At 63.5% G+C, this 13,560-nt stretch carries 11 protein-coding genes; 2 read left to right on the top strand and 9 right to left on the bottom strand.

Going from position 1 to position 13,560, the window contains the following annotated elements:
- Positions 1-154 precede the first annotated feature (154 nt).
- The gene (locus tag BX591_RS16535) at positions 155-631 is read right to left on the bottom strand and encodes a nitrate reductase associated protein (protein ID WP_035553436.1); all 477 of its coding nucleotides are present in this window, start codon (positions 629-631) and stop codon (positions 155-157) included.
- A gap of 117 nt (positions 632-748) precedes the next feature.
- Here BX591_RS16535 and fdhD point away from each other — a divergent pair, with 117 nt between their 5' ends.
- Both fdhD and BX591_RS16525 read left to right on the top strand, forming a co-directional pair.
- Entirely contained in the window at positions 749-1,588 is an 840-nt protein-coding gene (fdhD, locus tag BX591_RS16530) for a formate dehydrogenase accessory sulfurtransferase FdhD (protein WP_111932504.1), read from the top strand.
- A gap of 113 nt (positions 1,589-1,701) precedes the next feature.
- On the top strand, positions 1,702-1,989 hold the full coding sequence (locus BX591_RS16525) for a hypothetical protein (protein WP_111932469.1): 288 nt from the start codon (positions 1,702-1,704) through the stop codon (positions 1,987-1,989).
- A gap of 289 nt (positions 1,990-2,278) precedes the next feature.
- Here BX591_RS16525 and BX591_RS16520 read toward each other — a convergent pair whose 3' ends face one another.
- The 8 genes from BX591_RS16520 to nudB form a co-directional block, all read right to left on the bottom strand.
- Positions 2,279-3,049, bottom strand: a complete 771-nt coding sequence (locus BX591_RS16520) for an enoyl-CoA hydratase (RefSeq protein ID WP_111932468.1) — start codon at positions 3,047-3,049, stop codon at positions 2,279-2,281.
- A 135-nt stretch (positions 3,050-3,184) separates the two neighbouring features.
- Positions 3,185-4,384, bottom strand: a complete 1,200-nt coding sequence (locus tag BX591_RS16515) for an acetyl-CoA C-acyltransferase (protein WP_111932467.1) — start codon at positions 4,382-4,384, stop codon at positions 3,185-3,187.
- Between the two features lie 69 nt (positions 4,385-4,453).
- Positions 4,454-6,889, bottom strand: coding sequence for a 3-hydroxyacyl-CoA dehydrogenase/enoyl-CoA hydratase family protein (locus BX591_RS16510; protein ID WP_111932466.1), 2,436 nt, complete (start codon positions 6,887-6,889; stop codon positions 4,454-4,456).
- A 118-nt stretch (positions 6,890-7,007) separates the two neighbouring features.
- On the bottom strand, positions 7,008-8,795 hold the full coding sequence (locus tag BX591_RS16505) for an acyl-CoA dehydrogenase C-terminal domain-containing protein (RefSeq protein ID WP_111932465.1): 1,788 nt from the start codon (positions 8,793-8,795) through the stop codon (positions 7,008-7,010).
- Positions 8,796-8,890: 95 nt separating this feature from the next.
- Positions 8,891-9,490, bottom strand: coding sequence for a TetR/AcrR family transcriptional regulator (locus BX591_RS16500; RefSeq protein ID WP_035553448.1), 600 nt, complete (start codon positions 9,488-9,490; stop codon positions 8,891-8,893).
- Between the two features lie 275 nt (positions 9,491-9,765).
- The gene (locus BX591_RS16495; protein ID WP_244147028.1) at positions 9,766-11,382 is read right to left on the bottom strand and encodes a tetratricopeptide repeat protein; all 1,617 of its coding nucleotides are present in this window, start codon (positions 11,380-11,382) and stop codon (positions 9,766-9,768) included.
- A 219-nt stretch (positions 11,383-11,601) separates the two neighbouring features.
- Positions 11,602-12,861: a cardiolipin synthase ClsB gene (clsB, locus tag BX591_RS16490; protein WP_111932464.1), complete on the bottom strand. Its 1,260-nt coding sequence runs from the start codon at positions 12,859-12,861 to the stop codon at positions 11,602-11,604.
- Positions 12,858-13,370 (bottom strand): dihydroneopterin triphosphate diphosphatase, encoded by a 513-nt coding sequence (gene nudB / locus BX591_RS16485; RefSeq protein ID WP_111932463.1) that lies wholly within the window; start codon positions 13,368-13,370, stop codon positions 12,858-12,860. Before nudB ends, clsB begins: the two co-directional genes overlap by 4 nt.
- Positions 13,371-13,560: the final 190 nt, after the last annotated feature.

Genomic DNA, 13,560 nt, shown 5'->3' with positions numbered 1-13,560 from the left:
ATTCCGAACGTCAGATCGTTCCGAGGGCGGGAGCGCGCGGTCGCTTTCGGTGCATCAGGCTGCATCGATGCGAGTTTTTTTACACGCCAACCCATGGATAACGGCAGGGTTCGGAGCGGGTTGAGGGTGAGGGTGAAAAAATAGGCGCCCCGAGCTAGGCGCCGCCTCCAAATTCCTTCATGGCCGGCACGAAGTCGTGGTTGGCCTCCGGTTTGCGCGACAGCTTGGCGAGCACGTAGCGCTTGAACGGATCGAGTTCGGCCCAGCGCGCCACGCTCGGCGCGGTCAGACCCGCCAATCCCGCCTGGTGCGTGACGCCTTCCGGCACGCTATCGGTACGGCGCCAGAGCGGTGCTTCCTCGGGCGTAAACCACTCCGGCTCGACATTGGCGTGAGTGCGCAGCATTTCGAACAGCGCGTGGTCGAAATTCGGTTCGATTTCCGTGTCGTCGTCGACCGGAAAACGCGCCAGCAGCTTGCGGTCTTCGAGCGGCAGCATCTGCCATTGCGCCAGCGTGATACGCAAGCCGAAACGGTCGAGGTTGAAGCGAACCGACATCGGGATGAAGGTGAAATTCTCCGAAGACTCGACCTCGAAGTTGAACAGAAGCGGTGCTTCGTTGAGTCCCATGACAGTGTCCTCGTGGATAGCGGGCAACATGCAAGCCCGGCTTGAGGTATTTTAGAACCTTATTCGCGCGGTGACGGCACGAGAGCGGCACGCGGCAAGGTATAGGAGTCAATGAGCTTGAACGAACTGGAAACAGCCGGACAACCGGGCGCGGTGGAACGTCAGGTGCATCGGCATCGCGGCGCGGCGGTCGAAACCGTCACTGATCACGTCGGTCAGGAATGGCCGGTCGCGCTGGTCTTCAACGGTATTTCGCACGCGGTGATGATGTGTACGCCGCGCGATCTGGAAGCGTTCGCGGTCGGTTTCGCGATTTCGGAAGGCATCGTGGCACGCGGCAGCGACATTCACGACATCGAAGTCGAGTTGCACGACGACGGCGAATTGCCGCATGCCGAAGTGCAATTGCAGGTGGTGCAGCAGGCGTTCGTCGCGCTGAAGGAAAAGCGCCGCGCGCTCGCCGGGCGCACCGGCTGCGGCGTCTGCGGAATCGAAAGCATCGATCTGCTGGATCTGAACCCGGAACGGGTGCCCGACACCGGTTTTCTGCAACGGCTCGCGCCGGACGCGATCGCCCGCGCCGCCCACGGCCTGCCCGAACATCAGGCGCTGACGCGGCTGACCGGCGGCCTGCACGCCGCCGCGTGGTGCGACGCGGCAGGCGCGATCCGCTACGCGTTCGAGGACGTCGGCCGTCATAACGCGCTCGACAAGCTGATCGGCCAGCTCGTGCTGGATCGCGTGGATACGAAAGAGGGTTTTGTGTTCCTGTCGAGCCGCGCCAGCTACGAGCTGGTGCGCAAAGCGGCGCGCGTCGGCGTGCCGATGGTCGCGACGATTTCGGCGCCGTCGTCGCTGGCCATTGCGATTGCCCGCAAGGCGGGCGTGCGGCTGGTCAGCTTCTGCCGCGAGACGAGCTACGTCGACTACGACACGTTGCAGCCCGCGCCGGGTTGAGCGGAGGCATCCCACACCACGGATTGACTTCGAATCTGGCCTCTTTTCGGCGAATTACCCGCGCGCCGATCGGCTCACACTAGCATCGTGCCAATCGAGAGAGCCGCCCGAAAATGTCATCCCGTCACGCCAAAAATCGCCCGTTCGGTCTTGATCTGCCCGAGCTGTTCACGTCCGAACAGATGCTCCCGTCGGGTGTCGATGCCGACATGATGGACGGCCTGCACCGCTCCTCCGGGAAAGTATTGCAGCTCGCCACGCTGACGCATCAGGCCGTGGCGCGCGGCGATGCGGCGGCCGCGGAAGCGGCGCGGGCATCGCTCGAAAGGCAGCTCGCCATCTCTACCAGCCTGATCGACCAGCTTCTGCTCGACGGCACGGACCAACCTACGACACATTGAGCAGCCGCGAGGCCGGCGGAATTCATCGCCGTATCGCGGTCATGTCGCAACGCCGAGAACCGAAATGAGTGCTTTGACCGTCATTCTCTGCATCTGGGCGATGGTCGCCTTTTGCGCGATTCTTTTCATTCGCGGCGCAACGGCGCGCGTGAAACGTCCGGCGGCGCCGCACAAGCGTCCAGCGCGCTTTTCGATCGCGGAATAACGCGCGCGGTTCAGGCGATGGCGCTTTGATGCGCGTCGCCGTCCCCCCGTCCCCGCCACCCCGCATTGCAACGACGGTCGACGCTTACGGAAACGCCCGGAAATCCGGCTTGCGCTTCTCGAAGAACGCCTTGAACGCTTCGCGCGCTTCCGGTGCGAGCAGCATCTTGCCGAAATGCACGGCTTCTTCCGACATCTGCGTCTGCAATTCCTGCTGGCTCGCGCGCTTCATCAAACTCTTGGTTACGCGCAGTGACGAAGCCGGCAACGCCGCCAGCTTCGCGGCCTGCGCAGCGGCGAACGCATCCACCTCGTTCGCCGGCAATACGCGATTCACGAAGCCCATGCGCTGCGCTTCGGTCACGTCGAATGCCTCGCCGAGCAGCAGCTTTTCCGCCGCCGCCTGATAGCCGCCCACGCGTTGCAGCAGCAAGCTCGACGCCGCTTCCGGGCACAGTCCGAGTTGCGCGAACGGCAGCGAAAAGCTGGCCGAATCGGCGGCGTAGACCAGATCGCAGTGCAGCAGCAGCGTCGTGCCGATGCCCACCGCCGGCCCCGCCACCGACGCCACCACCGGTTTCTCCGCCGAACTGATCGCGCGCAGGAACTGGAACACCGGCGCGTCTTCGCCCATCGGCGGCGTCTTCATGAAGTCTTCGAGATCGTTGCCGGCGCTGAAAATAGTCGCGCTGCCGCGAATCAGAATCGCGCGCACCGACGTATCGCCTTGCGCGTCGACCAGCGCGTCGGCCATGGTCTGATACATCGCGGCCGTGATCGCGTTTTTCTTGTCGGGCCGGTTGAAGGCAATCGTCAGCACGCCTTCGGCGCGCTCGACCAGAATATCCATTGTCATCTCCGTCTTCTCCTCGTGATCCTGCTGAGAATGTGGAAACGGTTCGCAAGCCAGTGGCCTGCGAACCGTTCCGCGGTCCTTAAGGGGTGCCCATGGGGACCTGTGCAAACACCGGGGTCGCCGGCGTTATCCGGTTTACAGACGCTCGATGATGCCTGCTGCGCCCATGCCGGTGCCGACGCACATCGTCACCATGCCGTACTTGTAGTTGCGGCGGCGCAAACCATGCACCACCGTCGACGCACGAATCGCGCCCGTCGCACCCAGCGGGTGGCCGAGAGCGATCGCGCCGCCGAGCGGGTTGATCTTCGACGGGTCCAGCCCGAGGTCCTGAATCACCGCCAGCGATTGCGCCGCGAACGCTTCGTTCAGTTCGATCCAGTCGATGTCGTCGATCTTCAGGCCGGCGGCCTTCAGCGCGGCCGGAATCGCTTCCTTCGGACCGATACCCATGATTTCCGGCGGCACGCCGCGCACGGCGAAGCTGACGAAACGCGCAAGCGGCGTCAGGTTGAATTCCTTCAGCATCTTTTCCGACACGACGATCAACGCGCCTGCGCCGTCCGACGTCTGCGAGCTGTTGCCCGCCGTGACCGAGCCCTTGTTCGCGAACACCGTGCGCAGTTTGGCCAGGCCTTCCAGCGTGGTTTCCGCGCGCGGACCTTCGTCGAGCGACACTTCGCGCGTCTTCACCTTCACTTCGCCGGTGGCGAGATCGGGGAAACGCTCGGTGATCGTGTACGCGGCGATTTCGTCCTTGAACTCGCCGGACTGCTGCGCGGCGATCGCGCGGCGGTGCGATTCGACCGAGAACGCGTCTTGCGCTTCGCGGCTGATCTTCCAGCGTTCGGCGACTTTCTCGGCCGTCAGGCCCATGCCGTAGGCAATGCCGAAGTCTTCGCTGCGATCGAAGATGTGCGGCGACATGGACGGCTTGTTGCCCATCATCGGCACCATGCTCATCGATTCGCAGCCGCCGGCGATCATCGCGTCGGATTCACCCACGCGGATGCGGTCCGCCGCCATGGCCAGCGCGGTCAGGCCCGACGCGCAGAAGCGGTTCACCGTCACGCCGCCAACCGAGTTCGGCAGGCCGGCCAGCAGTGCACCCATCCGCGCGACGTTCAGGCCTTGTTCCGCTTCCGGAATCGCGCAGCCGATGATCGCGTCTTCGATCACTTTGGTGTCGAGGCCCGGCACCTGCGCCACGGCCGAGCGGATAGCGTGCACCAGCAGTTCGTCCGGGCGCGTGTTCTTGAACATCCCGCGCGGCGCCTTGCCGATCGGCGTGCGGCTCGCGGCGACGATGTATGCGTCTTGCAATTGCTTTGACATTTTTAGCTCCATTGTCGGTGGGAGTTGGCGCTTTGGCGCCCGCTCCCACCCCATACACGTGTTGGCCGCTTAGTTACGAACCGGCTTGCCGGTTTGCAGCATGCCCATGATCCGTTCCTGCGTCTTCTGCGTGCCGAGCAGGTCGACAAACGCACGGCGCTCGAGTTGCAGCAGCCATTCTTCGTCGACGAGACTGCCGGCTTCGACATCGCCGCCGCACACCGCCTCGGCGATGCGGCTCGCGATCAGGAAGTCGTGCTCGCTGATGAAGCGGCCGTCGCGCATATTGACGAGCGACGCCTTGATGGTGGCGATCGCCGAGCGCCCAGCCACCGGCACCTGCGTGACGCGCAGCGGCGGACGGTAACCCGCCGCGGACAGCGCGCGCGCTTCCTTCTTCGCGATGTCGAGCAGTTCGAACACGTTGAACACGATCGTGTCCGACGGCTTCAGGTAACCCATGGCGCGGGCGTCCAGCGCGGAGGCCGAGACCTTTGCCATGGCCGCATTTTCGAACGACTTCTGCACGAACTTCAGCAGGTCGGTGGTCGCGCCGGCTTGCGTCGCCGCTTCCGCCGCGCGCAGCGCCGCTTCCTTCAGGCCGCCGCCGGCCGGCACGAGGCCGACGCCGACTTCCACCAGGCCGAAATAGCTTTCGATATGCGCAACCCGCTTCGCGCTATGCAGCGCCAGCTCGCAACCGCCGCCGAGCGCGATGCCCGACACGGCCGAGATGACCGGCACGCTCGCGTACTTCACGCGCAGCATGCCCTGCTGGAATTTCTTGACGAACGGCTCGATACCCTTCGCACCGCCCATCATGAACGCGGGCATCGCTTCTTCGAGGTTGGCGCCGGCGGAGAACGGGCCGCCCGGCGTGCCGAGCTTCAGCGAGGTGGGCTGCCACACCACCAGACCCTTGTAGTCCTTCTCGGCGAGTTCGATAGCCTGCGTCAAACCGTCGATCACCGACGGTCCGATCGTGTTCATCTTGCTCTTGAACGACACGATCAACACGTCGTTCTCGCCCGCGCGGTCGTCGACCCACGCGCGCACGGCATCGGTTTCGAACAGCGTCTTGCCGTAGGTCTTCGGATCGGCCGAGGTCTCGCCGACCAGCGGTGCACGGAACACCTGCCTGTCGTACACGCCCAGCGACGAGCGCGGCACGAACGTCTTCGACGCCGGCGACCACGAGCCTTCGTTCGTATGGACGCCACCCTTTTCAGCGACCGGACCTTCGAGCACCCACGACGGCAGCGGTACGTTCGACAGCGCCTTGCCTGCCGCGATGTCTTCCTGCACCCACTCGGCGACCTGCTTCCAGCCGGCCGTCTGCCAGCCTTCGAACGGACCTTCGTTCCAGCCGAAGCCCCAACGGATCGCCAGATCGACGTCGCGCGCGTTGTCGGCGATCGATTCCAGATGCACGCCGATGTAGTGATACACGTCGCGGAAAATCGCCCACAGGAACTGCGCCTGCGGATGTTCCGATTCACGCAGCAGCTTCAGACGCTCGGCCGCCGGACGCTTCAGGATACGGCCGACCAGTTCGTCGGCCTTCGCGCCGCCGTCCACGTACTCGCCCGTCTTCGGGTCGAGCACCTTGATCGCCTTGCCTTCTTTCCTGTAGAAACCGCCGCCGGTCTTCTGACCGAGCGCGCCCTTCTTCACCAATTCGGCCAGCACGGCGGGCGTTTCGTAGACCGGGAAGAACGGGTCGTCCTTCAGCGTGTCCTGCATCGTCTTGATGACGTGCGCCATCGTATCCAGACCGACCACGTCCGCGGTGCGGAACGTCGCGGATTTCGCACGGCCCAGACGCGCGCCGGTCAGATCGTCGACTTCGTCGAAACGCAGGCCGAATTTCGCGGCTTCGGTCACGACCGCGAGGATCGAGAAAATCCCGACGCGATTGGCGATGAAGTTCGGCGTGTCCTTCGCGCGCACGACACCCTTGCCGACCACGCTCGTCAGGAACGATTCGAGCTGATCGAGAATTTCCGGCCGCGTCGTGGCGGTCGGAATCAGTTCGACCAGATGCATGTAGCGCGGCGGATTGAAGAAGTGCACGCCGCAGAAGCGCGCCTTCAGCTCATCCGGAAAACCTTCCGACAACGACGTGATCGACAGACCCGACGTGTTGGTCGCGAAAATCGCGTTCGGCGCGAGATGCGGCGCGACCTTCTTGTACAGGTCGTGCTTCCAGTCCATTCGCTCGGCGATGGCTTCGATCACGAGGTCGCATTCGGCGAGCTTCTCGATGTCGTCGTCGTAATTGGCGGGCTGGATGTATTGCGCGTCGTCTTTCACGCCGAACGGCGCCGGCGACAGCTTCTTCAGATTCTCGATCGCCTTCAGCGCGATCGCGTTCTTCGGGCCTTCCTTGGCGGGCAGGTCGAACAGCAGCACGGGCACCTTGGCGTTGATCAGGTGCGCGGCGATCTGCGCGCCCATCACGCCGGCGCCGAGCACGGCTACCTTGCGAATGATCAGATTGCTCACGTCGTTCCTCCGGGGAGTTATGCGGATGTCGTGAAACGCCCATGGACGCTCCACGATGTGATGTGTGGCTGACACAGGCGCCGCTCGCGTTGCGCGCGGCGCCTGCCGTGATGTGGCTTTAGAACAGCGCTTCGTCGACTTCCATCATCGACTTCGAACCGGCGCGCGCCTGACGGATCGTCATGGCCGTTTCCGGCAGCAGCTTCGCGAAGTAGAAACGCGCGGTGGCGAGTTTGGCCTTGTAGAACGGATCGCCCGACGCTTGCTTATCGAGTGCGACACGTGCCATGCGGGCCCAGAAGTACGAGAACACGAGGTGACCGACGGTACGCAGATACGGCACAGCGGCGGCGCCGACTTCGTCCGGGTTCTGCATGGCCTTCATGCCGATTTCCATGGTCAGCTTCTGCACCTTTTCGCCGATGTCGGCGAGCGGGTTGATGAACTCCTGCATTTCCGGCTTGATGCCTTCGGCTTCGACGAAATCCGACACCAGCTTGCCGAACTTCTTCATCTTCGCGCCCATGTCGCCGAGAATCTTGCGGCCGAGCAGGTCGAGCGCCTGGATCGCGTTGGTGCCTTCGTAGATCATGTTGATACGCGCGTCGCGCACGTACTGCTCCATGCCCCACTCGGCGATGAAACCGTGGCCGCCGTAGATCTGCATGGCGTGGTTGGTGCTTTCGAACGCGTTGTCCGACAGGAAGGCCTTCAGGATCGGCGTGAGCAGCGCGACGAGGTCGGCGGCGTCTTTACGCGTGGCTTCGTCGGCGTGCGACAGTTCCTTGTCGATATGCAGCGCGGACCAGTACGAGAACGCGCGCGCGGCTTCGGCATAGGCCTTCTGCGTGAGCAGCATGCGGCGCACGTCCGGATGCACGATGATCGGGTCGGCGGCCTTTTCCGGCGCCTTCGGGCCCGTCAGCGAACGCATCTGCAGACGCTCTTTCGCGTACGTCAACGAGTTCTGATAGCCGATTTCGGTCAGGCCCAGACTCTGCATGCCGACGCCGAGACGCGCGGCATTCATCATCACGAACATGGCGTTCAAGCCCTTGTTCGGCTCGCCGACCAGCCAGCCTCGCGCGTTGTCGAGATTGATCACGCAAGTCGCATTGCCGTGAATGCCCATCTTGTGCTCGATGGAACCGCACTTCACGCCGTTGCGCTCGCCCGGTTCACCGGCTTCGTTCGGCACGAACTTCGGCACGATGAACAGCGAAATGCCCTTGGTGCCGTTCGGTGCGCCCGGCAGACGCGCGAGCACCAGGTGAACGATGTTCTCGGCGAGATCGTGTTCGCCGCTGGAGATGAAAATCTTGGTGCCGCTGATCGCGTACGAGCCGTCGCTATTCGGTTCGGCCTTGGTGCGCAGAATGCCGAGGTCGGTGCCGCAATGCGGCTCGGTCAGACACATCGTGCCGGTCCAGACGCCCGCCACCAGTTTCGGCAGATAAGCCTTTTGCAGTTCAGGCGTGCCGTGCGCGTGCAGACATTCGTACGCGCCGTGCGACAGACCCGGATACATGGTCCATGCCTGGTTCGCCGAGTTCAGCATTTCGTACAACGCGTTGTTGACGAACGCCGGCAGGCCCTGGCCGCCGTATTCCGGATCGCAGCCCAGTGCGGGCCAGCCGGCTTCCACGTATTGCCTGTACGCTTCCTTGAAGCCCTTCGGCGTGGTCACGACGCCGTCGCCGACGTACGTGCAGCCTTCCTGGTCGCCGCTGTGGTTGAGCGGAAACAGCACTTCGGCGCAGAACTTGCCGGCCTCTTCGAGCACCGCGTTGATGGTGTCGGCGTCGAGATCCGCGTGCTTCGGCATCTGCTTGATTTCGGCTTCGACGTTAAGCAGTTCGTGCAACACGAATTGCATGTCGCGCAGCGGCGCGGCGTACTGTCCCATGACTCTCTCCAAGTTTGACAAGAAGCCAGGCTGTTAGCTGCGTTCGTGGATCGGAACTTTCTGCGCCGCGAATCTTTTGAGGTTCGGCGGCTCGGCTAACGGCTTTCGCTTTGATACGAAACAATCAATTTTTCCAGCGCGGCCCACGTGAGGCGCACAGCGTCCGGCAGGTGCAGGAAACGGGCGTCGTGATGCAGGCCGAGCGTGAAGCTATACAGTTCGAACAGCATCAGTTGCGGATCGGTGTCGGCACGCAGATGCCCTTCTTCCATCGACTGCGAAATGGCGCGCGTGAGTGCCGCACGCCAGATCGTCACGCTCGATACCAGTTGCTCACGCACCGGGTTATCCGCGCGGTCGTCGTACTCGACGGCGCCGCTGATGTAGATGCACCCCGTCGTGACTTCCTGAATGCGTTTCTCGATCCAGCGGGAAATCATCGCGCGCAAGCGCGGCAAGCCACGAGGCTCACGCAAGCTCGGGAAGAACACCTCGTCTTCGAAACGACGGTGATACTCGCGCACGACTTCGACCTGCAAATCCTCGCGCGACCCGAAATGCGCGAACACACCGCTTTTACTCATCTGCATGCGCTCGGCCAGTAGCCCGATCGTCAGACCTTCCAGTCCGTCGCGGCTTGCCAGATCGAGTGCTGCTTCGAGAATCGCGGCTCGCGTTTGTTCGCCTTTTCGCATAGCTTTTTACCGTTCTAATGTGACCGAAAGAAAATCGAACGGCCGTACTATTATTGTGGGCGGCCGCCCGCTAAACAAGGACTTTATTAGAAACCGGTTTCTAACCAGGTTCCAATTCTGCGGTATCCGTCAATCGGAGGAATCAGATTTTTTAGAGGCCTTTGCCAGGCCTTTGCCTTCAGACAGAGGTTGCCGGTGAAGGTGCTCACGTTCTCCAATTGCCGCAGCCGGCCGACATGATGCAGCAAGTCGGCCGGAATCGAGAAGGATTAGCGTCAGCGCGGGTTTTGGAGCGGTGTGGCGGCGTTGGCGAAGCGCTGCTGGAGGGCCGTGGCGACCCGCGTCAGAACGTCGCCCCAGTCGCCTCGGCGCGGCTGCGTGAAGAGACGCAGGCTCGCATACCACGGGCTGTCGTCGCGACCCTGAAGCCAGCGCCAGCAACCCGCGAAACGATTGAGCAACCAGACGGGTTTGCCCATCGCCGCGGCGAGATGGGCGACTGAAGTATCGACTGAAATCACGAGGTCGAGGTTGGCGATCAAGGCGGCGGTGTCGGCAAAGTCCGTGAGATCGGCGCTCCAGTCGGTTAGCGGGTGGGGATTCGCGTTCTGGTTTGGGTCTGGGCAGGCCGTGGGGGTGGCGAGTTTGGACGGGTCGTCTGTCTTTTGCAGACTGATCCAATGAATGTGCGGCAGCGTCAGCAGCGGCGCGATCTGGCCGAACGTGAGGCTGCGCAAGCGGTCTACGGCAAGACCCGAATGGCCGCCCGCCCACACGATGCCGACGCGCGGTAGACGCCTCGTTGGCAGCGCATCCAGTCGCGCGCGCCAGACGGCGGCCTGTTTCGAATCCGCGTGCAGGTAGGGCCGCCCGGCCGGGATCGTGTTCACCTGCGTATCGAACGCCATCGGCAACGACATCAGCGGACAGTAGCAATCCCAGTCGTTCAGTTCGACCGGCACGGCGTCGAGCAGTTTGAGTCCCGGCCAGCGGGCGCATAAAGACTGCTCGTACAGACGACGCAATGCCGGTGGGCAGACGTAGCCCACCCGGGGAAAACGCTCAAGCAACAACGGCAAATAGCGGACGAACTGCAAGCTGTCGCCGAAGCCCTGTTCGTCCAGCACAAGCAGGTTTCGATAAGCCACGCGTCCGGTCGGCTGATCGATGCCAACGCCCAGGCCCTCGCCGGCCCATCGCGGCAGCGGCACCCGCACAGGCTCGCGTGCCGGACGGCCGTCGGCGTGCCGGAAGCTGATCCAGCGGTCTTCGAAATACGGCCACGCCTCTGCATAGCGGCCGGTGGCGAGTAAAACCATCGCCAGGTTGTTTCGGGCGATGAGATTCGCAGGCGTCAATTCGAGCGCACGGCGGTAGTGCCGCTCGGCTTCGTCGAAAGCGCCGAGGTCGCCGCGAATACGCCCGAGGTTGTTATGCGCGGCCGAGTTGTCCGGGTCGAGTTCGAGCGTGCGGCGATAGCTGACGGCCGCGTCTTCGAGACAGTCGTGATGCTGCAGCGTCAACGCGAGGTTGTAGTGCAAGGCCGCGAAGTCCGGGTCGATCGCGAGCCCCTGGCGCAGACTGTCGAGCGCTCCCGTGAAGTCGCCCAACCTGAGCTGGATCGCGTAGAGCGTGTTGTAGAAGACCGGTGCCGGGTGAATCTGGATCGCGCGTTCGAGTGAGGTGCGGGCGGCTTCTGCATGACCCGCGGCAAGTGCCAGCAGGCCTTGCAGATGCAAAGCGCCGACGTGCGCGGCGTTGTGTTCGAGGATTCGATTGGCGAGGGCCTGGACTTCGTCGAAACGACCGGCCTGATAGGCCTCCACGGCGCGGTCGTGAAGGCGGGAAAGATCGTCGGATAGCGTAGAGGATGCGGCAGGCGAGGTGGGCAAGAGCGTCTCCGTGACGCGGCCGGTCCGCTTGCCGTGAGTGCGCAGTCGAACCGGCTGCTGGGCGTGAAGAAGGTCGTTGGACCGGCGACGCATGCCATGCATCTGGCCGCCGGTTTTTGTCGAGCGCAGATTATGTTTGCCGCGTCACGGCGAAGTCTTTAGGATCGGTCTGAAACGCGCGTGCGTCGGGAAGACGCAGGCGCGGGTTCAGCCTCATGCTCAGTCGTACCCACCCACCGTCAACACCTTCATCACGGCCCGATACGTCGTATAAGCCAGCCAGTTGAGCGCCCGTTCGCCGGCCGGCCGCGCGTCGTAATGCGCCTCGTCGATGCGCCGCGAGTCCCTGAATGCGACCAGAATCGCTTCGCGCAGCGCGTCGATCGCGGGATCGTTCACCAGCACGACATTGGCTTCGTTGTTGAGCATCAGGCTCAGCGCGTCGAGGTTCGACGACCCGACCGTCGCCCAGTTCGAATCCACCACCGCGACCTTGCCGTGCAGCAGCGTCTTCTCGTACTCGGCGATCTGCACGCCGGCCTTCAGCAACGCGCGGTACAGAAACGGCACCGCATAGTCGAGCGCCTTGAACTCCTTGCGCCCGATAATCAGCTTCACGTCCACCCCGCGCCGCGCCGCCAACACCAGCGCGCGACGCAGTTTGCGGCCCGGCATGAAGTACGGGTTGGCCAGCAGGACTTCGCTGCGCGCCTGGCCAATGGCGGTCAGATAAGCCTTCTCGATGGCGCGACGGTTGATCAGGTTGTCGCGCGCGACAAACGCCACGCACGGTTGGCCGCCCGCCCACAAGGCCTCGTTGCGCCGTCGCCGGCGGCGCCGCAAACTGCCGAGCGACGCGTTCGTGTTCGGCCCGAAGTCCGGTTCCAGCGACTCGATCGGCCGATGTCCGAGCCTGATCCGCCGCCACTGCACCTCGAATGCCTGACGCACGTCGGCCACCACCGGTCCGTGCAATTCGACGGCGAAATCCCAGCGCCGGTAAGGCAGCCGCTGTCCGTCATTCTCGTAGTCGTCGACGATATTGATGCCGCCGCAATAGGCGAACTGATCGTCGATCACCGCCAGTTTGCGGTGCGTGCGCGAGAAGCCGAAGCGGCCGAACAGATGCGGGTTGTAGATTCGATGGTCGACGCCGGCCAACGGCCACTCGGTGAACATCGGCAGGCGCGCGGTGCCGATGCCGTCGGTAATCACGCGCACCTTCACGCCACGCGAGGCCGCGCGCAGCAACGCCTCGCTGATCGCCCGGCCGGCCTCGTCATGGCAGAAGATGTAAGTTTCGAGCACCACGTCGCGTTGCGCGGCATCGATGCGCGCGACCAACGCGCTGAAGAATTCATCGCCGGAGCGCAGCAGCTTGACGTCGTTGCCGCTGGTGAAGCGATAGCGCTGCCAGTAGCGGCGGCCGAGCAGCGATTGACGCAGTCGGGCAAAACGGCGCGCGCCGCCGACACTCATCGGCCACGCTCGCTGTCGTCCGCCACGGCACCTGCCGCATGACGCCCCGCGAGCCGTCTGGGCAATTGCAGAATCGCATCCGCATTCGACGACGAAAAGCAGCGCGACGCCGCCTCTTCATAGGGCAGCCACATAAACGCGGTGTGCTCGCGCGGCGCCAGCCTCACGTTCAGTTGCTCGGGCACCTGCACGCTGAACCAGTGCTCGGTATTGTGGATTACGCCGTCGGCGTAGCGATGGCGGAACTCCGGGTAGATCTCGTATTCGATCGAATATTGCCAGTCGAACAACGCGCTTTGCGGCACGAGCCTGCCGCCGATCACGATGCCGGTCTCTTCGGCGACTTCGCGCGCGGCAGTGTCGACTAATGCTTCATCGAGCCGATCTTTGGAACCGGTCACCGATTGCCAGAAGCCGGCATGATCGGCGCGCTCGATCAGCAGCACTTCGAGCGCCGGCGTATGGATGACGACGAGTACGGATTGCGGAATCTTCGGCGGTTTCGGCATGGTGTGGAAACTGGGCGCAGGCTCTGCGCGGTACATGTCGGATGACGGTCGAAAGCTGGTGCTGCGACTGTAACGCAAAAAACGAAAAAGGCGCCGGGAGTTGCCTCTGCGCCTTTTTCGTTTCCCTACGCTCGCGGCCGTCTTGCAGTTGCCGCTTCGTGCGCCGCACGCTGCCGTTTCCGGACCGCGC

Origin of the sequence: Paraburkholderia bryophila (assembly GCF_003269035.1) — a bacterium.
In the GTDB taxonomy this organism is placed as follows: domain Bacteria; phylum Pseudomonadota; class Gammaproteobacteria; order Burkholderiales; family Burkholderiaceae; genus Paraburkholderia; species Paraburkholderia bryophila.
Note: the sequence above shows the minus strand (reverse complement) of the source record. Positions and strands in the feature narration are given on the sequence as shown.

Excerpts from the sequence above, each read along its gene's own strand:
- BX591_RS16535 (WP_035553436.1), bottom strand. The coding sequence starts at position 631 with ATGGGACTCAACGAAGCACCGCTTCTGTTCAACTTCGAGGTCGAGTCT.
- BX591_RS16525 (WP_111932469.1), top strand. The coding sequence starts at position 1,702 with ATGTCATCCCGTCACGCCAAAAATCGCCCGTTCGGTCTTGATCTGCCC.
- BX591_RS16520 (WP_111932468.1), bottom strand. The coding sequence starts at position 3,049 with ATGACAATGGATATTCTGGTCGAGCGCGCCGAAGGCGTGCTGACGATT.
- BX591_RS16515 (WP_111932467.1), bottom strand. The coding sequence starts at position 4,384 with ATGTCAAAGCAATTGCAAGACGCATACATCGTCGCCGCGAGCCGCACG.
- BX591_RS16505 (WP_111932465.1), bottom strand. The coding sequence starts at position 8,795 with ATGGGACAGTACGCCGCGCCGCTGCGCGACATGCAATTCGTGTTGCAC.
- BX591_RS16500 (WP_035553448.1), bottom strand. The coding sequence starts at position 9,490 with ATGCGAAAAGGCGAACAAACGCGAGCCGCGATTCTCGAAGCAGCACTC.
- clsB (WP_111932464.1), bottom strand. The coding sequence starts at position 12,861 with ATGAGTGTCGGCGGCGCGCGCCGTTTTGCCCGACTGCGTCAATCGCTG.
- nudB (WP_111932463.1), bottom strand. The coding sequence starts at position 13,370 with ATGCCGAAACCGCCGAAGATTCCGCAATCCGTACTCGTCGTCATCCAT.